This window comes from Streptomyces sp. NPDC027663 (genome assembly GCF_055566415.1).
The window spans coordinates 404966-428532 of sequence record NZ_JBVHSK010000004.1 but is presented as its reverse complement, the minus strand read 5'-3'; the positions used below and the strand labels follow the sequence as shown (position 1 = coordinate 428532).

At 73.4% G+C, this 23567-nt stretch carries 25 protein-coding genes; 13 read left to right on the top strand and 12 right to left on the bottom strand.

Features of this window, described 5'->3' with window-relative positions:
* Window positions 1–50 precede the first annotated feature (50 nt).
* Window positions 51–995: an alpha/beta hydrolase fold domain-containing protein gene (locus tag ACZ4SF_RS14900; protein WP_468383401.1), complete on the bottom strand. Its 945-nt coding sequence runs from the start codon at window positions 993–995 to the stop codon at window positions 51–53.
* 230 nt (window positions 996–1225) lie between these two features.
* On the opposite strand from ACZ4SF_RS14900, the gene ACZ4SF_RS14895 reads away from it, so the two are divergent.
* Entirely contained in the window at window positions 1226–1888 is a 663-nt protein-coding gene (locus ACZ4SF_RS14895; RefSeq protein ID WP_468383399.1) for a hypothetical protein, read from the top strand.
* A gap of 12 nt (window positions 1889–1900) precedes the next feature.
* Here ACZ4SF_RS14895 and ACZ4SF_RS14890 read toward each other — a convergent pair whose 3' ends face one another.
* From ACZ4SF_RS14890 to ACZ4SF_RS14870, 5 genes are all read right to left on the bottom strand, one after another.
* Window positions 1901–3046 carry an FUSC family protein gene (locus ACZ4SF_RS14890; protein ID WP_468383397.1) on the bottom strand — a complete coding sequence of 382 codons (1146 nt, stop codon included), beginning with the start codon at window positions 3044–3046 and terminating at the stop codon, window positions 1901–1903.
* A gap of 87 nt (window positions 3047–3133) precedes the next feature.
* Window positions 3134–4309: an AI-2E family transporter gene (locus tag ACZ4SF_RS14885; protein WP_468383701.1), complete on the bottom strand. Its 1176-nt coding sequence runs from the start codon at window positions 4307–4309 to the stop codon at window positions 3134–3136.
* 438 nt (window positions 4310–4747) lie between these two features.
* Window positions 4748–5149: an ANTAR domain-containing protein gene (locus tag ACZ4SF_RS14880; RefSeq protein WP_468383394.1), complete on the bottom strand. Its 402-nt coding sequence runs from the start codon at window positions 5147–5149 to the stop codon at window positions 4748–4750.
* 141 nt (window positions 5150–5290) lie between these two features.
* Window positions 5291–5725 (bottom strand): DUF2267 domain-containing protein, encoded by a 435-nt coding sequence (locus ACZ4SF_RS14875; protein ID WP_468383392.1) that lies wholly within the window; start codon window positions 5723–5725, stop codon window positions 5291–5293.
* A 402-nt stretch (window positions 5726–6127) separates the two neighbouring features.
* On the bottom strand, window positions 6128–6619 hold the full coding sequence (locus tag ACZ4SF_RS14870) for a DUF1360 domain-containing protein (RefSeq protein WP_468383389.1): 492 nt from the start codon (window positions 6617–6619) through the stop codon (window positions 6128–6130).
* Window positions 6620–7024: 405 nt separating this feature from the next.
* Here ACZ4SF_RS14870 and ACZ4SF_RS14865 point away from each other — a divergent pair, with 405 nt between their 5' ends.
* From ACZ4SF_RS14865 to hypE, 12 genes are all read left to right on the top strand, one after another.
* Window positions 7025–8338 carry an FAD-dependent oxidoreductase gene (locus ACZ4SF_RS14865; protein ID WP_468383386.1) on the top strand — a complete coding sequence of 438 codons (1314 nt, stop codon included), beginning with the start codon at window positions 7025–7027 and terminating at the stop codon, window positions 8336–8338.
* A 349-nt stretch (window positions 8339–8687) separates the two neighbouring features.
* On the top strand, window positions 8688–9923 hold the full coding sequence (locus ACZ4SF_RS14860) for a PP2C family protein-serine/threonine phosphatase (RefSeq protein ID WP_468383384.1): 1236 nt from the start codon (window positions 8688–8690) through the stop codon (window positions 9921–9923).
* A 133-nt stretch (window positions 9924–10056) separates the two neighbouring features.
* Complete coding sequence (locus ACZ4SF_RS14855) at window positions 10057–10500, top strand: nuclear transport factor 2 family protein (protein ID WP_468383381.1); 444 nt, start codon at window positions 10057–10059, stop codon at window positions 10498–10500.
* A gap of 150 nt (window positions 10501–10650) precedes the next feature.
* Window positions 10651–11178, top strand: a complete 528-nt coding sequence (locus ACZ4SF_RS14850) for a hypothetical protein (RefSeq protein WP_468383378.1) — start codon at window positions 10651–10653, stop codon at window positions 11176–11178.
* Between the two features lie 81 nt (window positions 11179–11259).
* Entirely contained in the window at window positions 11260–11628 is a 369-nt protein-coding gene (locus tag ACZ4SF_RS14845) for a hypothetical protein (protein ID WP_468383375.1), read from the top strand.
* Window positions 11629–11694: 66 nt separating this feature from the next.
* Window positions 11695–13404, top strand: a complete 1710-nt coding sequence (locus ACZ4SF_RS14840) for a hydrogenase maturation protein (RefSeq protein WP_468383372.1) — start codon at window positions 11695–11697, stop codon at window positions 13402–13404.
* Complete coding sequence (locus ACZ4SF_RS14835; protein WP_468383370.1) at window positions 13401–13982, top strand: hydrogenase maturation protease; 582 nt, start codon at window positions 13401–13403, stop codon at window positions 13980–13982. Before ACZ4SF_RS14840 ends, ACZ4SF_RS14835 begins: the two co-directional genes overlap by 4 nt.
* A 61-nt stretch (window positions 13983–14043) precedes the next feature.
* On the top strand, window positions 14044–14769 hold the full coding sequence (gene hypB, locus ACZ4SF_RS14830) for a hydrogenase nickel incorporation protein HypB (protein WP_468383367.1): 726 nt from the start codon (window positions 14044–14046) through the stop codon (window positions 14767–14769).
* Window positions 14766–17177, top strand: coding sequence for a carbamoyltransferase HypF (hypF, locus tag ACZ4SF_RS14825; protein WP_468383364.1), 2412 nt, complete (start codon window positions 14766–14768; stop codon window positions 17175–17177). The genes hypB and hypF overlap by 4 nt, the downstream gene beginning before the upstream one ends.
* A 3-nt stretch (window positions 17178–17180) precedes the next feature.
* Complete coding sequence (locus tag ACZ4SF_RS14820) at window positions 17181–17471, top strand: HypC/HybG/HupF family hydrogenase formation chaperone (protein ID WP_468383362.1); 291 nt, start codon at window positions 17181–17183, stop codon at window positions 17469–17471.
* Complete coding sequence (gene hypD, locus ACZ4SF_RS14815; RefSeq protein ID WP_468383360.1) at window positions 17468–18610, top strand: hydrogenase formation protein HypD; 1143 nt, start codon at window positions 17468–17470, stop codon at window positions 18608–18610. Before ACZ4SF_RS14820 ends, hypD begins: the two co-directional genes overlap by 4 nt.
* Window positions 18603–19682 (top strand): hydrogenase expression/formation protein HypE, encoded by a 1080-nt coding sequence (gene hypE / locus ACZ4SF_RS14810; protein ID WP_468383357.1) that lies wholly within the window; start codon window positions 18603–18605, stop codon window positions 19680–19682. The genes hypD and hypE overlap by 8 nt, the downstream gene beginning before the upstream one ends.
* 72 nt (window positions 19683–19754) lie before the next feature.
* Here the strand turns inward: hypE and hypA are convergent, their stop codons facing one another.
* From hypA to ACZ4SF_RS14780, 6 genes are read right to left on the bottom strand one after another with little or no spacing between them, the layout of a single operon-like run.
* Window positions 19755–20111 (bottom strand): hydrogenase maturation nickel metallochaperone HypA, encoded by a 357-nt coding sequence (gene hypA, locus ACZ4SF_RS14805; protein WP_468383356.1) that lies wholly within the window; start codon window positions 20109–20111, stop codon window positions 19755–19757.
* Between the two features lie 7 nt (window positions 20112–20118).
* Window positions 20119–20310, bottom strand: a complete 192-nt coding sequence (locus ACZ4SF_RS14800; protein WP_468383354.1) for a hypothetical protein — start codon at window positions 20308–20310, stop codon at window positions 20119–20121.
* Window positions 20311–20330: 20 nt separating this feature from the next.
* Window positions 20331–20537, bottom strand: coding sequence for a hypothetical protein (locus ACZ4SF_RS14795; protein ID WP_201834439.1), 207 nt, complete (start codon window positions 20535–20537; stop codon window positions 20331–20333).
* A gap of 21 nt (window positions 20538–20558) precedes the next feature.
* The gene (locus ACZ4SF_RS14790; protein WP_468383351.1) at window positions 20559–21155 is read right to left on the bottom strand and encodes a DUF5947 family protein; all 597 of its coding nucleotides are present in this window, start codon (window positions 21153–21155) and stop codon (window positions 20559–20561) included.
* Window positions 21152–21706 carry a NifU family protein gene (locus ACZ4SF_RS14785; RefSeq protein ID WP_468383349.1) on the bottom strand — a complete coding sequence of 185 codons (555 nt, stop codon included), beginning with the start codon at window positions 21704–21706 and terminating at the stop codon, window positions 21152–21154. Before ACZ4SF_RS14785 ends, ACZ4SF_RS14790 begins: the two co-directional genes overlap by 4 nt.
* The gene (locus tag ACZ4SF_RS14780) at window positions 21699–23492 is read right to left on the bottom strand and encodes a nickel-dependent hydrogenase large subunit (protein ID WP_468383346.1); all 1794 of its coding nucleotides are present in this window, start codon (window positions 23490–23492) and stop codon (window positions 21699–21701) included. Before ACZ4SF_RS14780 ends, ACZ4SF_RS14785 begins: the two co-directional genes overlap by 8 nt.
* Between the last annotated feature and the right edge of the window lie 75 nt (window positions 23493–23567).

Genomic DNA, 23567 nt, shown 5'->3' with positions numbered 1-23567 from the left:
GGTGCCCCGGTAAGCAGCCGTCGGGCAGGCGGAGTTCGAGCAGCTGCCGGTCAGGCGGTCAGACGGCGCCGCAGGAAGTCCACGCTCTCCGCCACGATGGCGGGCACCTCCGAGGAGCCGAGGAAGACGTGGTCTGCGCCCTCGACGGGCCGCAGTGTGGCCTCACCTCCCGCGGCCGCCAGAGCCCGCGCGAGGATCTCGCTCTGGTGGTAGGGGACGACCTGGTCGTCGCGGCCGTGGACCAGCAGGAACGGGGGCGGAGTGGCGCCTGCTGCGTACGTCACGGGGCTGGCGGCGCGGGCCCGTTCCCGCAGGTCGCCACCGGGGCCGCCGAGCAGGGCGTCGAACGGATGCGGATAGGGCGGCACGTCCGGCGGGACGGGCGGGGCCGGGAACGGCTGCGTGAGGAGCGGTTCGATGTCGGACACGCCGTACCAGTCGACCACGGCCCGCACCGTGCTGTCCCCGTCCGGGACGCCCTCCCGGCCCTCGAGGCCGGCCCCGTGGGCGTCGGCGCGGACCAGGCCGGCCAGAGCGGCGAGATGACCGCCGGCCGACTCGCCCCAGACGCCGATCCGCAGGGGGTCGATGCCGAGAGCGTCGGCGTGCCGTCGTACGTACCGGACGGCGGCCTTGACGTCGTGCAGCTGGGCGGGGAACGGCGCTTCGAGGCTGTGCCGGTAGTCGATCGGGACGAGGGCCAGGCCGGCGCCGAGGACGGCGCCGTGCAGCAACTCCACCGGCACCGTGGGCGGCGGGTAGCGGCGGTCGCCGTCCAGCCAGCCGCCGCCGTGGATCCACACCACGGCCGGTACGGGCGCCCTGCCCGGCGGCACATGCACGTCCAGCAGACGCGGCCGGTAGCCAGGAGACCTGGCATAGCTCAGCCCGTCGAAGCGGCGTACGCCGCCGGTGCCGGTCACGGCGGGTGCGGGGGCCAGGAATCGGGGCGGCGGCCACGCGGTCTCGAGCTGGGCGGGAGCGGCAGAGGTCATGTCGGGGGCCTTCCGTCGACGGCCGGGCGGGGCCGACGGTCGGTGAAACCGTCGGCGCAGCGCGATGTTACACGTGTAACCTCCGGTCCGGCGGGGGTCTGGAGCCGGAGTGCCGTCGTGGCGCTCCAGGGACACCACGCATCACGATCGAGTACGGCTGAGCACGACTTGAGTACGACTGAGTACGACGACTCAGGCGCCGGCCCCCGAAGATCCGCAAGTCTGAGGGCATGACAACGCCGACACCCTCCCCGCTGACGTACCCGACCCCTCCGCACCCCGCCGGGCCGCCGCCGTCCAGGCCGGGCCGGGCCCGGTGGCTGATCGCCGGTCTCGTGGCACTGCTGGTCGTCGTGGCCGCGGTGGCGGCCGTCCGGTGGATGCGGGACGGCGACTCCGAGCCGCTCGCGGGCAGGCCCCGGGTGACGGACAGCAGCGCCGGACTCTCCTACGGCGTCCCCGACGGCTGGAAGCACGACGCGGCGAAGGACAAGGACCTGATCGGCGCATTCTCCTCACAGATCCGCAATGTCCCGGCCGGCAAGTCCGCCGACACCGGCGCAACCGTGCTCGCGGGCAGAGCGGGGCAGGTCGTGCCCCGCGCCGACCTCGGCCGGACGACGGAGTCCGTTGCGCGTTCCAACGCGGAGTTCTTCTTCCCCGACCAGCCCGCCACCCTGGAGGACTCGCACGCCACCGTGGTCGACGGCCAGCCTGCACACACGGTCGTGCTGCGGATCAAGGCCGAAGACGGCGCCGCTCGGCTGCAGATGACCGTGGTGACGATCGACGGCAAGCGCACCTCCTTCCTGCTCGGGCTCACGACGGGCGCGGCGCAACCGTCGGTCACCGAGGACGTGGAAGCCGTCCTCGCCAGCGCCACCGTCGACTGACCGCCGGCGCGTTCACGTGCCCGAGGGGACCAGCCGGTCGGCCAGCCGGTGGGCCTGGGTGAGAAGTGCACCGTAGGTGGCGAACTCGTCGGGATCGTCCGTCGTGGAGCGGACCAGGTCGCGGCGCAGCTCCGCCAGGGTCCCGCGGAGCTGTGCCACGGCCTCGCGCAGCTCGTCGTCGCAGACGTCGCCGAACCGGCTGTGGCTGTAGAACCGCAGGGCACGGGCGGTCTGGCGCAGGAACTCCGCGTACCGCCGGGCGAGCCCGGGGTGCGGGCGGCGCGCCGGGCGGTCCTCGGTGGCGGCCTCCAGCACCGTGCGGGTCACGCCGGTGGTGTGCACGGCCGCGTAGTCCAGGACCACGAGCGCGTCGTCGTACCCCTTGCCGGGCAGCGGCAGGGCGTCGGTGCGGCGGCGCAGGTTGCCGCGCAGGCTCTCCCGGCCCCAGTCGACGGCCGAGCGTGCCTGTTCCACCAGCCGGTGCAGTCGCAGGGCCCGCTCGTGCCAGGCGCCGGCCCGTTCGGTGTCCCAGTCGTCCTCGGCCAGCCCGTCGGCCACGGCCCGCAGGATGTCGTGCGCCTCCGTGGTCGCGTCCTGCAGCACGGCACGCGTGTCGCGCAGATACAACGGGGGCCGGATCAGCGCGTTGACGGCGATGCCGACGACGGCGCCGAACAGGGCCTCGCCGAGCCGTGCCGCGGAGGTGGCGACGGAGACGGACCCGTTGGTGAGGACGAACAGGGCGCCGGTGGCCGCGTAGATCCCCTGGCTGCCCAGCCGCCGCCACTGGCCCAGCAGCATCGCCAGCGGGAGGACGACCGCCATCGCGGCCACCGTGTCGTGCAGCAGCAGTCCGACCGCGGTGGCCGTCACCGTGCCGGCCGCGATCGCCGCGAGCTGCTGCAGGCCGTGCGCGATCGACCGGTACACGGTCGACTCGACCAGCACCACCGCCACCCAGGGCGCGACGAACGCCACTGGCGCCTGCAGCCACCAGCCCGCGACCGCCCAGGCCACCCACGCGGCCAGCGCGCCCTTCCCCGCCTGAACGGCCAGGTCCCGTTCCCGGCCCGGTCCCGCCCAGGCCCGGCGTGCCGTGTCCGCCGCGGCCGCCAGATCACGCCGTACGCCCTGCCAGGTCACTCGTATCCCATGCACGGTGCACCGGGTGCCACGTCGGGCTGCGCGTCATGCCACCGGGCGGGCGGGCGCGGCCGGGTCTGCGAGGGAGCAGGGGGTGAGCCGTCAGGGCGGTGCCGTGCGCAGGGCGCGCAGCACCGCCCAGACCACCGAGACCAGCGGGACTGCCACGACGGCACCGATCACCCCCGCGACGATGCTGCCCGCGATCACGGACACCGCGACGACCACCGGGTGCAGCCGTACCGCCCAGCTCATCACCAGCGGATGCAGCACGTGCCCCTCCAGCTGGCCGATCACGACGATGAGCACCAGCACCGCCACGGCCGTGAGCGGTCCGCGGCCGGCGAGGGCGACGATCGTGGCGACGCCGAGCGCCACCGGCGAGCCCACCAGTGGCACGAACGCCGCGAAGAACTCCAGCAGGGCCAGCGGCACCGCGAGCGGCACCCGCAGCACGAGCAGGGCGACGCCGACCAGCACGGCGTTCGTGGCGGCCACGATGATGATGCCGCGCGTGTACCCGGAGAAGGACCGCCAGGCCGCCCGCCCCGCCCGGTCCCAGGCCGCACGCGCACCGCTCGGCAGCAGCTGGTCGCGCATCCAGCCCCACAGGCGCTCGCCGGAGTGGATGAAGAACACGGAGGCGAACAGCGCGAGCGCACCGCCCGTGACCAGCTCGACCACCCGTCCGAACTCGCTCAACGCGCTGCTGAGCAGCGCCGACCGGTGTGTGGTGATGTACCGCGTCAACTGGTCCTGCAGCGCGGAGAGCCGGTCGGCACTCACCCGGAACGGCGGTCGCTGAAGCCACTCCTGGATCCGGTGGACACCGCCACGGAAGTCACCCACCAGCCGGTCCCACTCATCCGCCACCGCGCTGCCCACCAGCGCCAGCAGGGCGAGTACCAGCAGCACACTGCCCACCAGCGCCACGGCCACGCTCAGCGGACGCGGCAGGAACCGGGCGAGCAGATCGGTGAGCGGGCGCAGGACGGAGGTCACGATCAGCGCGAGGAACAGGGCTACGGCAATGAGCTGGAAGCTGCCGAGGACGATGAAGACGCCGTAGACGACGATGCCGACGAGAATCAGCCGCCAGGCGTAGGCGGCGGCGATCCGCAGCCAGCGCACCGGCTGCTCGACCGGCGGCACCCTCGGCTCCGGGCGGGACGGGGCCGTCGCCCGCACGGAGTGCGCGGGCCGGCTGCCCAGCACCACTCCTCCGGCCCGGCGCCCGCCGCCCCGCCGGGACGCCCGCCGGCGTGCCTCGCCCACCACCGTCACGGTCTCCTCTCCGCCCGGGGGCCGGCTGACGGCCGGTCACCTCCACAGCACCGTAAGCACACGGCGGGCCAGGGGCGCGCGGAAGGCACCCGCATGCGGCTCGGTCACCGGCCTCGATCGAGGGCATGCTCCACCGCCGGTCGACGGTCCCGGCACGTCCGGGCAGGCGGCGGGGCGTGCCTGGTAGTTCGGCGACGCGGGTGCGGCCCGTCACGAGGTCGAGGTCGTGGCAGACGTCGGACGGCTGCCTGTCACAGGACCTTCACAGACCGCGCGGGTGGGTGCAGCAGGACCTGGGCACTCGCCGGGTGTTCTCGGCCAGGGAGGGGGAACCTCCAGTGATCACCGTCTCGCTTCTGCTGCTTCCGGTGCTCAGTCTGCTGCTGTACGGGCTGGACCAGGTCGAGGACCGATGGGTGCTGCGGCCCCCTGCTACCCGTCGCCACCGGCACCGCCGGCGGGCGCGGGCCGGCCGTCACTGAGCACGGCGGACGTCTCGCCGCACCGGCGGTAGCGGCTGATCGCCCTCCCGAGTTCGATCCGCTCGGGCTCGGGAAGCGTGCCGCCCCGCGCATAGGCGAGGACGTGCTCGGCGACCGTGCGCAGTTTGACGTTCGTCCGCTGCGAGACGTCCCGCAGCGCGCGCCAGCCCTCTTCCGGTGCCAGTTGCCCGAGCACGACGACGGCACCGATGGCCTGGTCGATCACGGCGTGCGAGGTCACTGCGCGCCGCAGCTGCTCGTTCTCGTGTCGCAGCCGGTCGTTCTGCATCGACAGGTCGGTGGCCGACAGCAGCGTCAGCGGCTGCAGCCGGGAGAGGGCGAAGAAGGCCATGGAGCACCTTTTCGGGATGGGGGGCGTCAGTGGTACGCCTGCCCCCGGTGGCCGCTTGCACGCGCATCGGACCGGCATCGCGGATCCCGGTCGCGCCGACCGCCCGGTGCGGCGCCCGCCCCGAAAGGCCGTCGTCCGGGATCAGCCGACGTCCTCGGATTCCCTGTCCGCGCGGCTCACCGGCAACAGCTCGCGGATGTCCGAGGGCAGCGCCATGGCCATCCGTTCGGTCAGTTCCGGGGCCAGAGCGGCATCCAGTACCTCCAGCACGGCGGCGGCGTCCAGCAGCGCCCTGTCCTCGTCCGTGCCGGCCCGGGCGGCGATACGCCCGGCGAAGGCGGTCAGCCCGAACCGCTCGGCCGCCGTTCCGGAGTCCGGCCCGCCGGACGTGTCGGCGGCCTCCCGCATGACGGCCGCCATGTCGGGCGGAAGCTGTGCGGCCACGTGCCGGGCCAGACCGGCCGGAAGCCGTTCCGAGAGCGTGCACACGACAGCGTGCGCAGCCCGCTCGGCCGTGCCCCGGTCGGGCAGCCGGGCCAGCGCCTGCACCTTTCCGATCATCTCGTCGTGCCGCATGAGGCCCATCCCTTCCGCGCGAAGTACCTGACGGTCGCCCGTCCCCGCGAGCGTGGGGGCTCCCGTCGAGTACCCCGTACCCGCGCCCGGTCACCGGCGACGGATACCCGGCCCCGATGGCGTCGCCCGCGGCCACGGACACCGCATGGCCAGCGGGACCGCGTCCGTTCAGCTCCCGGCCGACCGACCGCCGTCACGCTCGGCCACGCTGCGCCGCGCTCCGCACCCGCCCCCGGGTTCCCGGCCGGCCGCGATCCGCCGCGATCCGCCGCGCTCAGCCTCGGTTCCCGGCCGCCTGTACACCGCCGCCCTCCGGTTCAATCCTTGACCGGGCCGTGTGCCGCCGCCCTCCGGTTCGGTTCTAGGCCGGCCAGTTGGCCGACCGCCCTCCGCGGCTCCGCCTCAGTCCTCGGCCGACTGCTGGGTCAGCGTCCAGGCGTACTGCAGCCAGTCCGCCACGGTCAGCGCGCCGAGCCCGCCGGAGACCAGCCGTGTGAACCGCGGCGCCGCCGCGTAGGAGCACACCAGGGCTCCGGCGGCCCAGGCGGCGGTGCAGAACGGGCAGGACACCAGGTCGCCGACCGCCAGCCGGAGCCCGGTGCCGCGGGGCTCGTCCATGACCTCGCTCGCCTCGGCGTCGCCCGTGCGGCGGGTGAACGGTGCACGGAGGAAGCTGGTGATCTTGTCCTTGGTCAGCACCCGGGACGCCTTGTACGTGGCCGCGCCCAGCAGCGCCACGTCCCAGGGCGGCATCTCCTGCGGCAGCTGTACGCCCCGGCGCCGGGCCAGCAGCGCGAAGCCGCCGACGCCCGCCGCGAACACGGAAGCGAGCGCTGCATAGCCCCCGAGCGGTACCTCGCCCTGCGGGTCGTAGCGTGCGGCGTCCGTCGTCATGAGTTCTCCCCGGTGCGTGTCAGGCCCTGCCTCGGGCCGCATCGAGCTGCCGGCCCTGCCTCGGGCCGTAGCAAGCTGTCAGCCCTGCCTCGGGCCGCATCGAGCTGCCGGCCCTGCTTCAGGCCCGCAACGAGTTCCCTCCTGTGCGGCGGCGACACTCTCCTCGGCCCGGCCCACCGTGCCGCCCGGCCCACCGTGCCGCCCGGCCCACGGTGCCGCCCGGCCCACGGTGCCGCCCGGCCCACCGTGCCGCCCGGCCCACCGTGCCGCCCGGCCCCCCCCGCGCCGCCCGGCGCCGGGTGGACGCCGTGATTTGGGCGGGATGGAAGGGGTATAGTATTCATCGACTGATGAATTAATGCCGAAGCATTCCTGGATCCCTGCTCCCGGGAAGGGCAGACCGTCATGGAAAAGACCACGTGCTGTGTCGTCGGAGGCGGCCCCGCGGGCATGGTGCTCGCCCTGCTGCTGGCCCGGGCCGGGATCGAGGTGACGGTCCTGGAGAAACACGCGGACTTCCTGCGCGACTTCCGCGGCGACACGGTCCACCCGTCGACCCTGGCACTGCTGGACGACCTCGGGCTGGCCGAGCGCTTCGCCCGGCTGCCGCAGCGCCGGGTCCGCACCGTCCAGCTGCCGCTGGGCGCCGGCCGCTCACCGGTCACCGTCGCGGACCTCTCGGTGCTGCCCGGTCCCTACGACTATGTGGCGATGGTGCCCCAGTGGGACCTGCTGGACCTGCTCGCCGACGAGGCCGGCCGCGAGCCGTCCTTCCGGCTCCGGATGAACACGGAGGCGACCTCCTTCCTGGTCGAGTCCGGGCGGGTGACCGGGGTGCGCTACCGGACCGCCGACGGCCGCACCGGCGAGCTGCACGCCGTCCTCACCGTCGCCTGCGACGGACGCGGATCGCTGGCCCGCTCCCGGCCGGAACTGGCGCTGCACCGTTTCACCTGCCCGATGGACGCCTGGTGGTTCCGTCTGCCGCGGCACGAAGGCGACCCGTCCGGGCTCTTCGGCAGCGCGGGCGACGGTTTCCTGACGGCCATGATCGACCGCGGTGACTACTGGCAGTGCGCCGCACTCATCCCCAAGGGCACCGACGCCGAGCGCCGCGCCGCGGGCCTGGACCGTTTCCTCGCCGCCTTCGCCGACGCCGTCCCCTGGACCGCCGGCCGGATGCAGGCCCTGCGCTCGTGGGACGACGTCAAGCTCCTCGACGTGCACCTGGACCGCCTGCGCCGCTGGCACCGCCCCGGGCTGCTGTGCATCGGCGACGCCGCGCACGCCATGTCCCCGGTCTTCGGCATCGGGATCAACCTCGCCGTGCAGGACGCCGTGGCGACCGCACGGTGTCTGGCCGGGCCGTTGCGCCGCGGGACCGTGCGGCTGCGCGACGTACGCCGGGTGCAGCGTCGCCGCCGTCCCACCACGGTCGTCACACAGGCACTCCAGCGGGCGGCCCACGCCCGCTTCATCGCCCCGGTCCTGCGGGGCCGGCCGCCCCTGGGCAGCGCGGAGCGGGCCCGCAGGGTGGCCGGGCTGGTCGCCGGTTCACCCTGGCTGCGCAGGCTTCCCGCGTACTTCGTGGCCTACGGCGCCCTCCGGGAACGTCCCCCTGCCGCGGCGGTCCGACGACAGGCGCCTGCCACGTCTCGGTCGGACAGCCGCGCCCCCGGTGACGACGGTCCCGTGGGTGACGTCTCGCCCCGGCCGTAGCGGCGCGGATCGAACATGCCTCACCCAAGGGGGTTCGCGCAGGCTTCCGGGCTCTTCGGGTCGGCGTCGGCGCAGACTGCCCGAGGGGGGCGGGGCGGCAAGCCGGCGACGCACCCGCGCCCGAAATGCGGTCCGGCACCCGCACCCGAAGTGCGGTCCGGTACCCGCACCCGGCGCACGGTCCGGTACCCGCACCCGAAGTACGGTCCGGCACCCGCACCCGGCGAACGGTCCGGCACCCGGGCGGCGCCCACCTGCCCGGTAGGGGCGCGCGCCGACCTCTTACCGTGAGTAAGAGCGTGACGTGGGCATGGCAAGATTAGCGGAAGTCACCGTTTATGGTGGGGGCGTGGCGAACTGGCATCAGCCCTTTCGACCGCCGGCGGTGGAGACTGTCGGCGGCGGCGTATCCGCCCCGGACTTCCGCAAGCCCGTGGGTGTGGCCGAGCTGCGCGCGGCAGCGTCAGCGATCGGCACGACGCTCGACGAGGGCACGACCCGCCTGGAGCTGACCCGGGCGGCCGTGGCGCGAGCGGGCGGCGCGGCCGCGGTGCTGCCCGCCGGCGGCGCGGCCGGCCCGGGGTACGTGGCCGTCAGCGGCAACGAGGACCTCCTTCCCGACGCCCGGCAGGCCGAGGCACTGGTACGCGAGACCGGGGACCCGGCCGAGGGCAGGGCCGTCTCCTGGGGCCCCGGCGCCGGCCGGACCGCACTGTCCGTGCCGCTGGCCACCGGCGGACACTGCTACGGCACGCTGGTGTGTGCACGTACCGAGGCGCCGTTCACCCGTGCCGAGGCGGACCACATGACGTTCCTCGCCGAACGCGCCGCCTCCCACATCCGGCACGCCCGCGAACACGACGCCGTGAGCAGCATCATCGGCAAGCTGCAGCGGGCCCTGCTCGCCGAACCGGGCCGGCCGCACCCGAACCTGGACGTCGCCGTCCGCTACCTGCCCGTCGGGCAGAGCTCGCTGGTCGGCGGCGACTGGTGCGAGACCGTCCGGCTGCACTTCGGCCGTACGCTGCTGGTCGTCGGTGACGTCATGGGGCACGGCCTGGAAGCCGCCATCGACATGACCGCCTATCGATCGTCCCTGCGGTACATCGCCTCCGCCGACCTGCCGCCCCACCGGGTGCTGCGCCAGCTGGACGACATGGCGTCCGCGGAACCGGACCGCAGGCCCGCCACCTGCCTCGTGGCCCGGATCGACCCCAACCGCGGCCAGGTCACCCTGGCGAGCGCCGGTCACCTGCCGCCTGTCGTGATCGACGGGGAAGGCCGTGCCTCGCTGCTTCGGGTGCCGGTCGGGCCGCCCCTCGGCACCGGGCTGGGCGGCTACGAGCCGGCCACGTACCAGCTGGACCCCGGCCAGACGCTGATGCTGTTCACCGACGGGCTCGTCGAACAACGGGGCGAGGACATCGACCACTCCCTGGACAGGCTCACCCGCGTCGGCTTCGGTACCGCCTCCGGCGTCGAGGAGGTCCTCGACACGGTGATCGCGCGGCTGGACGTCCAGCAGGCCGAGGACGACGTCGCCGTACTGGCCGCCCGGATCCGCGACCGCCGTACGCAGGACTGAGCACCCCGGCCCCTTCCCGCGCCGGGGCGCGGTGGCCGCGCGACCACACGGTGGCCGTTCGCCGAAACCGCCACCGGCTCTGCGCCGCTGTGGTGGAGTGGACCCCTTCCGTGCCGTGCCGAGGGAGGCCGTCGTGTCCCGATCCCCGCTAGAGATCTTCCAGAGCTACGTCCACGCCGGAACCCTGACCCGGAACGCCGACGCCCTCGCCGACCAGTTCACCGAGGACGGCGTCTTCGAAGCACCGCTCCTGTCGGCGGGCGCTGCCCTGCCCCGGCGGATGGAGGGACGCGAGGAGATCCGCAGGGCGATGGCCGCGTACTACGAGCGGAACACAGCGGAGACGAGGGCACCCGATCCGGCAAAGTCCGGGTACGTGCTGCACACCACCGCCGATCCCGACGTGTTCATCGTCGAGATCGATGCGGTCTTCGACGGAGACGGACACGGGAACGGAGACGGGAACGGAGACCGAGGCGGGGCGCAGGAGGTGGTCTCGCTGGTGCAGATCTTCCGCCTCCGTGACGGGAAGATCGCCCGGCTCCGCGACTACTTCGCACCCCGGTGGGGGGAGTGACGGACCTGGGCTCGCGAGGGCCTGTGGGCGCACCCGATGCGTGGGTCACGTCACATATGACCTGTTTCGCACCCTCTCCCGGCCGTGCCCGGCACCGGGCTACCGTGGCGGGCAGTCCCTGTTTCCCAGCGCATCTCGGACGGCCTGGCTGTGCTCACTGATCTGTCCCCCCTGATAGCCGCGACGGCACGCTGGCTGACGGTCGCCTACCCGCCGAGCGGCGGCGCGCTGGCCTCCGCGCTGTGCGAGGCGCAGGCCCGGCAGGCCGTGACGGTCGCCGCCGCGCTGCGGTACCCCACCGAGATCGACGCGGCCCTGGTCACGATGGCCGGCCCGGGCGGCGCGGCCCGCCTCGACTGGATCACCGGCGCCGACCACACCGACGACCACCCGGCCGAGGAGTGGGCGTGGCGCACCTGGGTCGACGAGGTCGTGGCCAGCTGGGCCGCCGCGCTGCTCACCGACGCCGGGCTGGCCGAGCTGGCCGTCGCCGCACTCGCCGAGGGCGCGGACACCCCGGCCGCAGCGGCCGAGTTCCGCCGGCTGCTCACCCCCGACGCCGGCGACCGCCGCGCCGCGGCCCTGCTCCGCCACCCCGACCTGCTGGCCCCGGTGGCGGAACTCCACCACGGCCAGCTCCTCGACCGCCTGACCCCGGAGCGTCCCCTGGCGGCCTGATGCCTCCGGTGTCCACGGTGCCGTACGCCTGGTCGTGGGTACGGCCGGGCGGGCCCGCCCGGCACGGGGAAAGGCTGGGCCATGACCTTCAAGAACGCCGTCCAGCGCGGTGGGGCCCATCGCGGCCGGTTCGAGCAGTTCGCCGAGTACGCCTCCAACTTCACCAGCTCGCCGCTGTTCTTCCTCTTCTGCCTGCTGCTCGTCGGCTTCTTCATCGGCGCCCACGCCGCCCATCTGGACCTGGAACTGCTGCTGCTCGCGGGCGAGTCCATGACCGCGGTCGCCCTGCTCCTCCTGGCCCTGCTGAAGAACGCCGAGATGCGCGCCGAGCACGCCATCCAGCGCAAGCTCGACGCGATCGCCGCGGCCCTGCTGGAGGCGTACAGGGAGCAGACGGCCCAGGCCTTCGAGGATCTGCGGAACGCGATCCGGATGGAGGAAGAGACCTGACATAGACGGGCGAAACGCCGCGGCGGTTCTTCACGGCACCCCGTGGAAGGACGACCATGCCGTGTCATGAACATTCTGCTCGTCGCCAGTGCGTTCAACAGCCTCTCCCAGCGCCTGTACGCGGAACTGTCCGACCACGGGCACCAGGTGGACGTCGTACTCGCCACGCACGGCCCCGACCCGGTCCGGGCGGCCGTGCACGAGGTGCGGCCGGACCTGATCGTCGCACCGATGCTCAGAACGGCCGTGCCCGAAGACGTCTGGCAGCAGTACACGTGCCTGATCGTCCACCCCGGGCCGCCCGGTGACCGCGGCCCCTCCTCGCTGGACTGGGCCATCTCCGGGCAGGCCCCCCAGTGGGGCGTGACCGTGCTCCAGGCCGAGGCGGCGATGGACGCGGGTCCCGTCTGGGCGGACGAGCCGTTCCCCGTGCCACCCGCCGGCAAGAGCGACCTCTACCGCAACGAGGCCTCGGACGCCGCCGTCACCGCCGTCCTGACGGCCGTACGCCGCTACGCCGAAGGCTCCCACAAGCCGCTCGCACAGACCGACGAGTCGGTCACGGTCGTCCGGCGCGACTTCTTCCGCCAGGAACGGCGGCGGATCGACTGGGAGCACGACGACACCGGGACGGTTCTGCGCAAGCTCCGCGGAGCCGACTCACAGCCGGGCGTCCTCGACGAACTCCTCGGGCACGAGGTCTTCCTGCACGGCGGCCACCCCGAGGACCGGCTGCGCGGCCGGCCCGGCGCCCTGCTGGCCCAGCGCGCGGGCGCCGTCTGCCGGGCCACCCGGGACGGCGCGGTCTGGATCCCGGAACTGCGCCCCCGCAGGAACTCCGGTGACCCGGCGCCCTTCCGCCGGCCGGCCACCTCGGTGCTCGCCGCGTACCAGCCCGGCCTCGCGCTCCCGGAGGACCCCGCCCCGCTGGAACTCCCGCCCGGCCGGCGCACCTGGACCGACATCCGCTACCGGCAGCATGGTGACGCCGGCTTCCTCACCTTCTCCTTCCCGGGCGGCGCGATGAGCACCGGCCAGTGCCGCAGACTGCTCGCCGCCTACGAGCACGCCCTCACCCGCCCCACCCGGGTCCTCGTCCTCGGTTCGATGCGCGACTTCTTCTCCAACGGCATCCACCTCAACGTCATCGAAGCGGCCCCCGACCCGGCCCAGGAGTCGTGGACCAACCTCAACGCCATGGACGACCTCGTGGAGGCCGTGCTGCGCACCACCGACCGGCTCGTGGTGGCCGCACTCGCGGGCAACGCGGCGGCCGGCGGCGCCATGCTCGCCCTCGCCGCCGACCAGGTCTGGTGCCGCACCGGAGCCGTCCTCAACCCGCACTACCGGCGCATGGGCCTGTACGGCTCCGAGTTCTGGACCTACACCCTGCCCCGCCGCGTCGGTCCGGACCACGCGCACCGGCTCACGACCGAGGCGCTGCCCGTCAGCGCGGCGTCCGCCGAACGCCTCGGCCTCGTGGACCGGCTCGTACCGGCCGCACCGCAGGAGTTCGCGGCCGAGGTGGAACGGCTGGCGGCCGGACTCGCCGCCGCGCCCGGCTCGGAACGGTCGATCGACGCCAAGGCGGCCGCCCGCGCCGCCGGCGAACGCGAACGCCCCCTCAGCACCTACCGGCAGGCCGAACTGGACCGCATGCGCGCCATCTTCTTCGACCCCGAGGCGCCCTACCACGCCCTGCGCGCGGCCTTCGTCCGCAAGACCCCGGCCGGCTCCACCCGGCCCCTCACCCCACCCGCCGGAGACGTCCGGTGACGCCGCGGCTGCTGGTGGCGGGCATCGGCAACATCTTCCTCGGCGACGACTCCTTCGGCCCTGAAGTGATCCGCGCCCTGGCAGACCGCCCGCTGCCGCCCGAGGTGCGCGTCCACGACTACGGCATCCGGGGCTTCGACCTCGCCTACGACCTGCTGGCCGGCTACGCCACCGCGGTCCTGGTCGACGCAGCCCCGCGCGGCCGGCGCCCCGGCACCCTCACCCTCCTCGAAGCCGAACCCCCCGACGGCACCACGCCGCCCGAGGCGCACGGCATGGACCCGGCGAAGGTGCTGGCGCTGGCCACACACCTGGGCGAGGAGCCTCTGCCCCGCATCCTCGTCCTGGCCTGCGAGCCCGCCGTGCTGCCCGAACGCGAGGACGAGCTGCTGCCGGGGCTCAGCGCACCGGTCCGGGAGGCCGTCGACCGGGCCGTGGACGCACTGCACACCCTCGTCCCCGTCCTGCTGGCCGATCCGGCCGCACCGGCACCGCCGTTGGGCCGCCCGGTGGAATCCGGACAGCCGCGCGCGGCAGCGCTGCCCGGCCTGACGACCGGAGCAGCACAAGATCGGTGACACCCCGGACCGCACGGGACGCGGCCCCGGGCCCCGCCGCCGACTCAGAGGAGCTGCGCCCATGTGCCGGTCCGACGTCCAGCAGGCCGTCCTGGCGAAGAACGACGGCCTGGCCACGAGCCTGCGCGCCGACCTCGCCCGGCAGGGCGTGGCCCTGGTCAACCTGCTGTCCAGCCCCGGCAGCGGCAAGACCGAACTGCTCGGCCGGGTACTGGCCCGCGCACGGGAGCGCGGCGTGCCGGCCGCCGCGCTGACCGCGGACCTCGCGACCGAGAACGACGCCGTCCGGCTGGCCCGCTCCGGCCTGCCCGTGCAGCAGCTGCACACCGACGGACTGTGCCACCTGGAGGCCCGCCAGGTCCGCACCCGGCTGACCGACTGGCTGCCCCCGGAGACCTCCGTGCTGTTCGTGGAGAACGTCGGCAACCTGGTCTGCCCGGCCGCCTACGACCTCGGCGAGAACCTGCGGATCGTGCTGATGGCGGTCACCGAGGGCGAGGACAAGCCGCTGAAGTACCCGACCGCGTTCGGCTCCGCCCACCTGGTCGTCATCACCAAGACGGACCTCGCCGGACCGGCCGGCTTCGACGAGAGCCTCTTCCACGAGTACGTGCACAGGGTCAACCCGGGCGTGGAGATCGTCAGGTCCTGCGCGCGCACCGGCGCCGGCGTCGGCACCCTGCTCGACCGCGCCCTCGCCGCCCGCGACGGCATCACCCTGCACCACCCGCCGCTCGCCCCGCACCCGCACGGCCACCACCACACCGTCTCCGCCCCCGCCTCGTGACCGCACCCGCCGGCGGCCTGGTACGCCGCCGGATCATCGTGCGCGGCACGGTGCAGGGCGTCGGCTTCCGGCCCTATGTGCACCGTCTGGCCGCCGGCCTCGCGCTGGCCGGGTTCGTCGGCAACACCGCGGACGGCGTCCTCATCGAGGTGGAGGGCCCCGCCGAGGACGTGGACCGGTTCGCCGGCCGGCTGACCGAGCAGCCGCCCCCGCTGGCCACCGTCACCGGCGTCGGCTGCGAGGACATCCCCGCCACCGGCACCACCGGGCCCTTCGCCATCCGCCCCAGCGAGCAGGCCCAGGGACGCACCCAGCTCCCGCCCGACACCGCGACCTGCGCCGACTGCCTGAGCGAACTCGCCGACCCCGGCGACCGCCGGCACCGCCACCCGTTCGTCACCTGCACCCACTGCGGCCCCCGCTTCACCATCGCCACCGGCATGCCGTACGACCGTCCGGCCACCACCATGGCGGGCTTCCCCATGTGCCCCGCCTGCGCCCGCGAATACGGCGACCCGGCCGACCGGCGTTTCCACGCCCAGCCCGTCGCCTGCCCCCACTGCGGCCCGCGCCTCACCCTCACTCCGGCCGCGGGTCTCGGCGTCCGGCCCGCCCAAGACGCGGAGGCGCTCGCCACGGCCCGGGCGCTGCTCGCCGCCGGGCGGATCGTCGCCGTGAAGGGAGTCGGCGGCTACCACCTGGCCTGTGACGCCACGGACGCCCAGGCCGTCTCCACCCTGCGCAGCCGCAAGGAGCGGGGCGGCAAGGCCTTCGCGGTGATGTGCGCCGACCTCGACACGGCGGAGCGCATCGCGGTGCTCTCCGCCGCCGAACGGACCGCGCTCACCAGCACCCGGCGCCCCATCGTCCTGCTGCGCCGGCGCACCTCCACGGACGGCCCCCGCCTGGCCGGCGAGGTCTGCCCGGGCAGCCCGCACGTCGGCGTGCTGCTGCCCTACACCCCCGTGCACACCCTGCTGTTCGGGCTGCCCGGCGATCCTCCCGGCCCCCGGATGCTGGTCATGACCAGCGGCAACCGCTCCGGCGAGCCCATCGTCACCGACGACGGCGAGGCCCTGCTCCGGCTCGCCGGACTCGCCGACGCCTGGCTCGGCCACGACCGGCCCATCGCCTCCCCGTGCGACGACTCCCTGCTGCGCGTCCGCCCCGACGGCACCGAACAGGTCCTGCGGCGCTCCCGCGGCTACGTCCCGCGCCCCCTGCGCCTTCCGCTCCCGGTCCGCCCCACGCTCGCGGTCGGCGGCGACCTGAAGAACGTCCTGTGCATGGGCGAGGGCGAGCACGCATGGTTCGGGCCCCACATCGGCGACATGGGCGACCTGGCCACCGTCGAGGCCGCCGAGCGTGCCGAACGCCACCTCACCCGCCTCACCAACGTCACCCCGGCTGTGATCGCCGCCGACCGGCATCCCGGCTACCACTCGACGCGCTGGGCGCACCGACGCGCCGCCGGACTCGGCCCGCGCATCCCGCGGCTGGTCCAGCACCACCACGCGCACATCGCCGCCGCCATGGCCGAACACGGCCTCGACGGCACCACGCCCGTGATCGGCGTCGCCTTCGACGGCACCGGATACGGCGACGACGGCACGGTGTGGGGCGGCGAAATCCTGCTCGCCGACTACACCGGCTACCGGCGCTACGCCCACCTGACCCCCGCTCCGCTGCCCGGCGGCGACGCGGGCGTGGCGAACCCCTGCCGGCTGGCCCTGGCCCGGCTGTGGGCGGCGGGGCTGCCCTGGGATCCGGGCCTGCCGAGCGTCCGGGCGTGCACCGAGACCGAACTCGCCGTACTGCGTCAGCAGTTGACACGCGAGGTGGCCTGCGTGCCGACCTCCGGCATGGGCCGGCTCTTCGATGCGGTGTCGTCCCTCGTGGGACTGTGCCAGCGCGCCGGCTACGAGGCGCAGGCGGCGATGGAGCTGGAGGCGGCGGCGCTGGAGGCCAGGGACGCGGACAGGGTCGCGTACCCGGTCGCGCTGGCCAGGACCCCCGGCGGCCGGGGTGCCGTCCCGGGCCGCCGGCTTCCTGACCGGCAGAGCCCGGCGGGCGGGTGGGAGATCAACCCGGCACCCCTCCTGCGTGCACTCCTGAACGACCGGGCCCGCCACACCCCCGTACCCGTGATGGCCGCCCGCTTCCACCGGGGCGTGGCCCGCGCGGTGGCGCACGTCTGCCGCCGGGCCCGTGCGGAGACCGGCCTGACCACCGTCGCCCTCACCGGCGGTGTCTTCGCCAACACCCTGCTGGAGGAGGAGGCCGCCACGCTTCTGGGCACGGCCGGCTTCACGGTCCTCCTGCACGGCGAAGTCCCCCCGAACGACGGGGGTCTGGCGCTCGGCCAGCTGATGGTCGCGGGAACAGCAGTCAACGACGAGACGGAGTGACCCATGTGTCTGGCAGTGCCCGGCAAGGTCGTGTCCATCGACCATCGTGCCGACCCCCTCACCGGGCTGATCGACTTCGGCGGTGTACGCAAACAGGCCTGCCTGGAGTACCTGCCCGACGTCAAGGTGGGGGAGTACGTCATCGTCCACGTCGGCTTCGCCCTGCAGCGCCTGGACGAGCAGTCGGCGCGGGCGTCCCTGGAGCTGTTCGGGCAACTGGGGTTGCTGGAAGAGGAGTTCGGCGACGCCTGGGAGCAGGCGGCGCGGCAGGAGAGCGGGAATGAGGTCCGGTGAAGTACATCGACGAGTTCAACGACCCTGAGCTGGCGCGCCGGCTGCTGGACGAGATCCGGGCCACCGTCACCCGCCCCTGGGCCCTGATGGAGGTCTGCGGCGGCCAGACCCACTCCATCATCCGCCACGGCATCGACCAACTCCTCCCCGAGCAGGTGGAGCTGATCCACGGGCCCGGCTGCCCGGTGTGCGTGACCCCGCTCGACGTCATCGACAAGGCCCTGGCGATCGCCGCCCGCCCCGACGTGATCTTCTGTTCCTTCGGGGACATGCTGCGCGTCCCCGGCACCGACCGGGACCTGTTCCGGGTCAAGGGCGAGGGCGGCGACGTACGGGTCGTCTATTCGCCGCTGGACGCGCTGGACCTGGCCCGCAGACACCCCGAACGGCAGGTGGTCTTCTTCGCCATCGGCTTCGAGACGACCGCCCCGGCCAACGCGATGGCCGTCCACCAGGCCCGGCGCCTGGGCGTGGACAACTTCAGCCTGCTGGTCTCCCACGTCCGCGTCCCGCCGGCGATCGAGGCCATCATGACGGCCCCCACCTGCCGGGTGCAGGGCTTCCTCGCCGCCGGGCACGTGTGCAGCGTGATGGGCACGGCCGAGTACCCGGACCTCGCCGAGAAGCACCGGGTCCCGGTCGTCGTCACCGGCTTCGAGCCGCTGGACATCCTCGAAGGCATCCGCCGTGCCGTGCACCAGCTCGAACGCGGCGAGCACCGGGTGGAGAACGCCTACACCCGCGCCGTACGCGACCAGGGCAACCCGGCGGCCGTCCGCATGATCGAGGAGGTCTTCGAGGTCACCGACCGCAACTGGCGGGGCATCGGCCGCATTCCGGGCAGCGGCTGGCGGCTGACCGACGCCTTCCGCGCGTACGACGCCGAACACCGCTTCGACGTCACCGGCATCCGCACCGAGGAACCCGCCGTGTGCCGAGCCGGCGAAGTCCTCCAGGGGCTGATCAAACCCACCGAGTGCGGGGCGTTCGGCACCTCCTGCACCCCGCGCACCCCGCTCGGCGCCACCATGGTCTCCAACGAGGGTGCCTGCGCCGCCTACTACCTGTATCGCCGGATGAACGCCCCGGCAGCCCAGGGATCCCGGATCCCGCAGGAGGAGATGAACCCCGTTGGCTGACCTCTTCACCCCCGACACGGCCCCCCTCGACCCGGCCGGCTGGACCTGCCCCGCCCCCTTGCGCGACCAGCCCGTCGTGGTCCTGGGCCACGGCGGGGGCGGTGCCCTGTCGGCGGAACTGGTCGAGCAGGTCTTCGCCCCCGCCTACGGCAACGCCACCCTGGCCGCCCTCACCGACTCCGCCGTGCTCCACCTCGGCGGCGCCCGGCTGGCCTTCTCCACCGACTCCTACGTCGTGCGCCCGCTGTTCTTCCCCGGCGGCAGCCTCGGCGACCTGGCCGTCAACGGCACCGTCAACGACCTGGCGATGAGCGGTGCCCGGCCCGCGTTCCTGTCCGCCGCCTTCATCCTGGAGGAGGGCGTGGAAATCGCCGTCGTGGACCGCGTGGCACGCGCCCTCGGCGCTGCCGCCGAGGCGGCGGGCGTCACCGTGGCCACGGGCGACACCAAGGTGGTCGAGTCCGGGCACGGCGACGGCGTCTACGTCACCACGACCGGCGTCGGTCTCGTCCCCGAAGGAGTCGACATCCGCCCGCAGCGCGCCCGGCCGGGCGACGCGGTCATCGTCAGCGGCCCCATCGGCCTGCACGGCGTGGCCGTCATGAGCGTGCGCGAAGGCCTGGAGTTCGGTATCGAGATCACCTCCGACACCGCCCCCCTGGCGGACCTGGTGGCGGCCATGCTGGCGGTCACCCGGGCCATCCACGTGCTGCGCGACCCCACCCGGGGCGGCCTCGGCACGTCCCTCAACGAGATCGCCCGCGCCTCCGGCACCGGGGTGCTGCTGCGGGAGCGGGCGCTGCCGGTCCCGGACGAGGTCGCGAACGCCTGCGGCTTCCTCGGCCTCGACCCGCTGTACGTCGCCAACGAGGGCCGGCTGGTCGCCTTCGTGCCTCCGGAGCACGCCGAAGCGGTCCTGGCGGCCATGCACGCCCATCCGCAGGGCGCGGGTGCCGCACTGATCGGGGAGTGCGTCGCGGACCACCCGGGCATGGTCGTCGTCGCCACCGGCCTCGGCGGAACCCGGGTGGTGGACCTGCCGCTGGGCGAACAACTGCCCCGCATCTGCTGAGCCGTCGCCCCCGAGCCGGCCGACGAACCCCCCGGCCCCCGCCATCAGGCGGGGGCCGGGGGGTTCGCGCCGTCAAGCAGGGGCCGGGGCCGGTTCGACCCCCGTGATCTCCAGCTCCCGCCCGCTGCGCAGCTCCTGCGAGGGCCGGTCGCAGCGCGGGCACCAGAAGAACGGCGGCATACCGACCGCGAACTCCTCGGCACACCCCGCGCACCAGGCATGGGCGGTCACCTGCTCCACGACCAGCTGCGCCCCGGCGAGCGCCGTGCCGTCGCGGGCCACCTCGAAGGCGAAGTGCAGCGCGTCCGGCACCACACCCGCCAGTTCGCCGACGCGGACGGTCACCGACGAGACTGCGCCGGCGCCGTCCGCCCGGGCGATCTCCCCGGCCTGCTCCACGATCGCGGTCGCGATCGACAGCTCGTGCACGCCGGCCTCACGGATACCGGCGGCCTGCGCGCAGCCCGCCGGTCATCCGGTAGATCCGCAGCTCGCGCACGATCCCCGGGAACTCCTTGACGAACAGGGCCGTGGCCAGGCCGCCGACCAGGGCTGCCTGGGCCATGAGCAGCCGGCGTCCGGACATCCCGGCCCGGCCGGCCCTTCGTCTTCTGATGGCGATGTTCATCGCGGTCACTTTCTGCCCTCTCATCCCGGCGAGATGTTCGGCATGTCCTTGATCAGGGCGTCATGCCGTTTCCAGTGGATACCGGTGGAGCGGCGCGCATCGGAGCTGCCGTCCTTGTGGTGTCCGGTCTGGTGCTTGTACGGGCCCCTGTTGCCCTGGTGCAGTCCGCGCACGTGGCTGGGCGTGTCGGGCTTGGCCTGGGGGCGGCCCACTCGGATGCTGCCCATGTCGGATCTCCTTCCGGGTCCTTACGACCGCTCGGTCAGCTCCCTGAAGAACTGTTCTACGGCCGGCCAGACCCGACCGCCACCGGAGAGGCCCTGCCACTCGCGGCGGACCAGGGCGATCATCCGGTAGCAGTCGTCGACCGGCACGATCCAGTGTTCGTCGAGGCCCCGCACGGTGTTCACCAGCAGTGCCTCCACATCGGGGGTCATGGCGGCGAGCTGCGCAACCGTGGCGGCCAGCCGCTGCCAGGCCGCCGCGTCCACCTCCCACCGCATGGCCCCGGCCGGGCTCGGCCCCTGCGCGGTCACCGTGCCGTCGGAGCGCGGCACGAAGAACACCAGGCCCACCGGGACACCCAGCACTGCCGTGTCCACCGGCGGCAGCCGCATCCGGCGCCGGGGCACGAGCCGGTAGCGGCCCTCGCCCGCCCCGTCGTCGGCGAACAGCACCGAGCAGGGGCCGCACACGCACCGCACCTCGGCGGGCCCGGTGTCGTACAGGTGGGGATGGTCCGCGCCGACGCGGGCGGCGCACAGCTCACAGGTCTCGGAATCCTCCCGCGCCGCGCGGCCGGCGGCGGAGCGGATCACCCGGGCGAGTGCCCCGTCCACGCTCACCCGGCCTCCTGGGGCACGGCCCGGCGCTTGATCGTGCTCAGCGGTACGAACGCGGGGGCCGCCTTGCGCTCCGTGCCGACCGGCTCGACGGACTCCAGCTCCGGGGCCACCGCGAGCACGGTCGCCCGCACGGCCTCGGCCATGCCGGCCGATCCGCCGCCGCACCCCGAACCGCATCCGCCGCCGGTGCTCAGCCGCACCCGCGCCACCCGGCCGTCGACGCCGGCCCACTCCAGGTCACCGCCGCGCTCGCGCACCGCCGGCCGCAGCTTCTCCACCGCCCGGGCGGCCCGGGCCTCCGGGGACTCCGGGTGGATGTCGTGCAGGACCAGCAGATGCGCGAGCAACTCGTCGTCGGCCAGCTGCTCCCGCAGTGGCGCCTCCGCATGGTCCAGCACCCGGGCGAGGGCCTCGCCGTAGACCTCGGTCAGCAGCCGCACCGCCTCCAGCGCCGGGCCGGGCGTGGCCTCCAGCGCGGCCAGCACCTCGTCGAGCCGGGCGAGCCGCGCCTCCACCGCCGGGTCCGGGAGCCGTACGGCGGCCTCAGCCATGGTTGGCTCCGTACGTCGGCGAGTGCACGGTGGTCAGGGTCTTGCCCTTGCCCATGTACATGTGGACACCGCACGGCAGACAGGGGTCGAAGCTGCGGACGGTGCGCATGATGTCGACGCCCTTGAAGTCGTCGGGCCCGTTCTCCTCGAAGATCGGCTGGCCCTGGACGGCGTCCTCGTACGGTCCCGGGGTGCCGTAGATGTCGCGGGGGCTGGCGTTCCACGGGGTGGGCGGGTACGGGTGGTAGTTGGCGATCTTCTTGTCCCGGATCACCAGGTGGTGCGAGAGGACCCCGCGCACCGCCTCGTGGAAGCCGCAGCCGATCGACTCGTCCGGCACCTCGAAGTTCTCGTACACCTTCGTGTCGCCGTTCCTGAGCATTCCCATGGCCTCCTCCAGGAACTGCAGGGCCATGGCGGCGGCGTAGGCGATGAAGTACGGCCGGGCGCGGTCCCGTTCGAGTGTGTTGCTCCACTTGGGGATGCGCCACTCCAGGGTCGTCTCCGGCAGCTTCTCGCCCTTGGGCAGGGTGATGCGGATGCTGCCGCCCGTCGTCTTGATGTACGGCGTGTCGACCAGGCCGCTCAGCGCGGTCGACCACAGCCGGGCCAGCGGGCCGCCGCCGGTGTCCAGGGCCAGGTGCTCCCCGGTCCCCGGGTGGTACCAGCGGGGGCTCATCACCCAGCTGTAGTTGCCGTCGAAGTCCCGCTTCTGCGGCACCGGCACCGTGGTCTGGTTCCACGGGTGGCGCATGTCGACGGGGTTGCCGAGGGGGTCGTGGGTGACGAACGGGTCCTCGTTGACCCAGTCCTCGTAGAACGAGCTGCCCAGCATGATGCGCAGGCCGAGGTTGATGTCGATGAGGTTGTTGGTGACGAGCTGCCCGTCGACGATGATGCCCGGGGTGACGTACATCGCCCTGCCCCACTCGTTCATCGTCGCGTAGCGGTAGTCGACGACGTCCGGGTTCTGGAAGGCGCCCCAGCAGCCCAGCATGATGCGGCGCTTGCCGACCTCCTCGTAGCCCGGCAGGGCCTCGTAGAAGAAGTCGAAGACGTCGTCGTTCATCGCCACCGCCTTCTTGATGAAGTCGATGATGCGCATCAGGCGGCTGAGGTAGTCGGTGAAGGTGTTCGGCTGCGGCATCGTGCCGACCCCGCCCGGGTACAGCGTGGAGGGGTGCACATGCCGTCCCTCCATCAGACAGAACATCTCCCGGGTGATCCGGCTGACCTTCAGCGCCTCCTTGTAGACCTCGCCCTCGAACGGGTTGAAGGCCTTCATGATCTCGGCGATGGTCCGGTAGCCGTGGATGTCGCCGCGGGGCGCGTCGGTCCGCTCGGCGCGGGCGAGGAGACCGGGGTTGGTGGCCTTGACCATCGCCTCGCAGAAGTCCACGAAGACCAGGTTGTCCTGGAAGAGCGTGTGGTCGAAGATGTACTCCGCCGCCTCGCCCAGGTTGGTGATGTGCTCGGCCAGCTTCGGCGGCTTCACACCGTACGCCATCTGCTGGGCGTAGTTGGAGCAGGTGGTGTGGTTGTCGCCGCAGATGCCGCAGATCCGCGAGGTGATGAACCCGGCGTCACGCGGGTCCTTGCCTTTCATGAACACCGAATAGCCGCGGAACAGTGACGAGGTGCTGTGGCACTCCACGACTTCCCGGTTGGCGAAGTCGATCTTCGTGTAGATCCCCAGGTTGCCGATGATCCGGGTGATCGGATCCCACGACATGTCCACGATCTGGGCGGGTTTGCGTGCTGACTGCCGGGACTCGGTGGTGGTCATCTGCGGTACTGCCCCTCGCTGTTCGGGTTTCGCGGGTCGGTGGCGGGATGCGGGACGGGCGCGGCCGGCGGCGGT

What these genes read in the sequence shown, in the direction of transcription:
- ACZ4SF_RS14840 (WP_468383372.1), top strand. Translation starts at nt 11,695, where the DNA reads ATGAACATTCTGCTCGTCGCCAGTGCGTTCAACAGCCTCTCCCAGCGC.
- ACZ4SF_RS14865 (WP_468383386.1), top strand. Translation starts at nt 7,025, where the DNA reads ATGGAAAAGACCACGTGCTGTGTCGTCGGAGGCGGCCCCGCGGGCATG.
- ACZ4SF_RS14900 (WP_468383401.1), bottom strand. Translation starts at nt 995, where the DNA reads ATGACCTCTGCCGCTCCCGCCCAGCTCGAGACCGCGTGGCCGCCGCCC.
- ACZ4SF_RS14820 (WP_468383362.1), top strand. Translation starts at nt 17,181, where the DNA reads ATGTGTCTGGCAGTGCCCGGCAAGGTCGTGTCCATCGACCATCGTGCC.
- ACZ4SF_RS14870 (WP_468383389.1), bottom strand. Translation starts at nt 6,619, where the DNA reads ATGACGACGGACGCCGCACGCTACGACCCGCAGGGCGAGGTACCGCTC.
- ACZ4SF_RS14780 (WP_468383346.1), bottom strand. Translation starts at nt 23,492, where the DNA reads ATGACCACCACCGAGTCCCGGCAGTCAGCACGCAAACCCGCCCAGATC.
- ACZ4SF_RS14875 (WP_468383392.1), bottom strand. Translation starts at nt 5,725, where the DNA reads ATGCGGCACGACGAGATGATCGGAAAGGTGCAGGCGCTGGCCCGGCTG.
- ACZ4SF_RS14795 (WP_201834439.1), bottom strand. Translation starts at nt 20,537, where the DNA reads ATGGGCAGCATCCGAGTGGGCCGCCCCCAGGCCAAGCCCGACACGCCC.
- hypB (WP_468383367.1), top strand. Translation starts at nt 14,044, where the DNA reads ATGTGCCGGTCCGACGTCCAGCAGGCCGTCCTGGCGAAGAACGACGGC.
- ACZ4SF_RS14845 (WP_468383375.1), top strand. Translation starts at nt 11,260, where the DNA reads ATGACCTTCAAGAACGCCGTCCAGCGCGGTGGGGCCCATCGCGGCCGG.
- ACZ4SF_RS14785 (WP_468383349.1), bottom strand. Translation starts at nt 21,706, where the DNA reads ATGGCTGAGGCCGCCGTACGGCTCCCGGACCCGGCGGTGGAGGCGCGG.
- ACZ4SF_RS14800 (WP_468383354.1), bottom strand. Translation starts at nt 20,310, where the DNA reads ATGAACATCGCCATCAGAAGACGAAGGGCCGGCCGGGCCGGGATGTCC.
- ACZ4SF_RS14895 (WP_468383399.1), top strand. Translation starts at nt 1,226, where the DNA reads ATGACAACGCCGACACCCTCCCCGCTGACGTACCCGACCCCTCCGCAC.
- ACZ4SF_RS14880 (WP_468383394.1), bottom strand. Translation starts at nt 5,149, where the DNA reads ATGGCCTTCTTCGCCCTCTCCCGGCTGCAGCCGCTGACGCTGCTGTCG.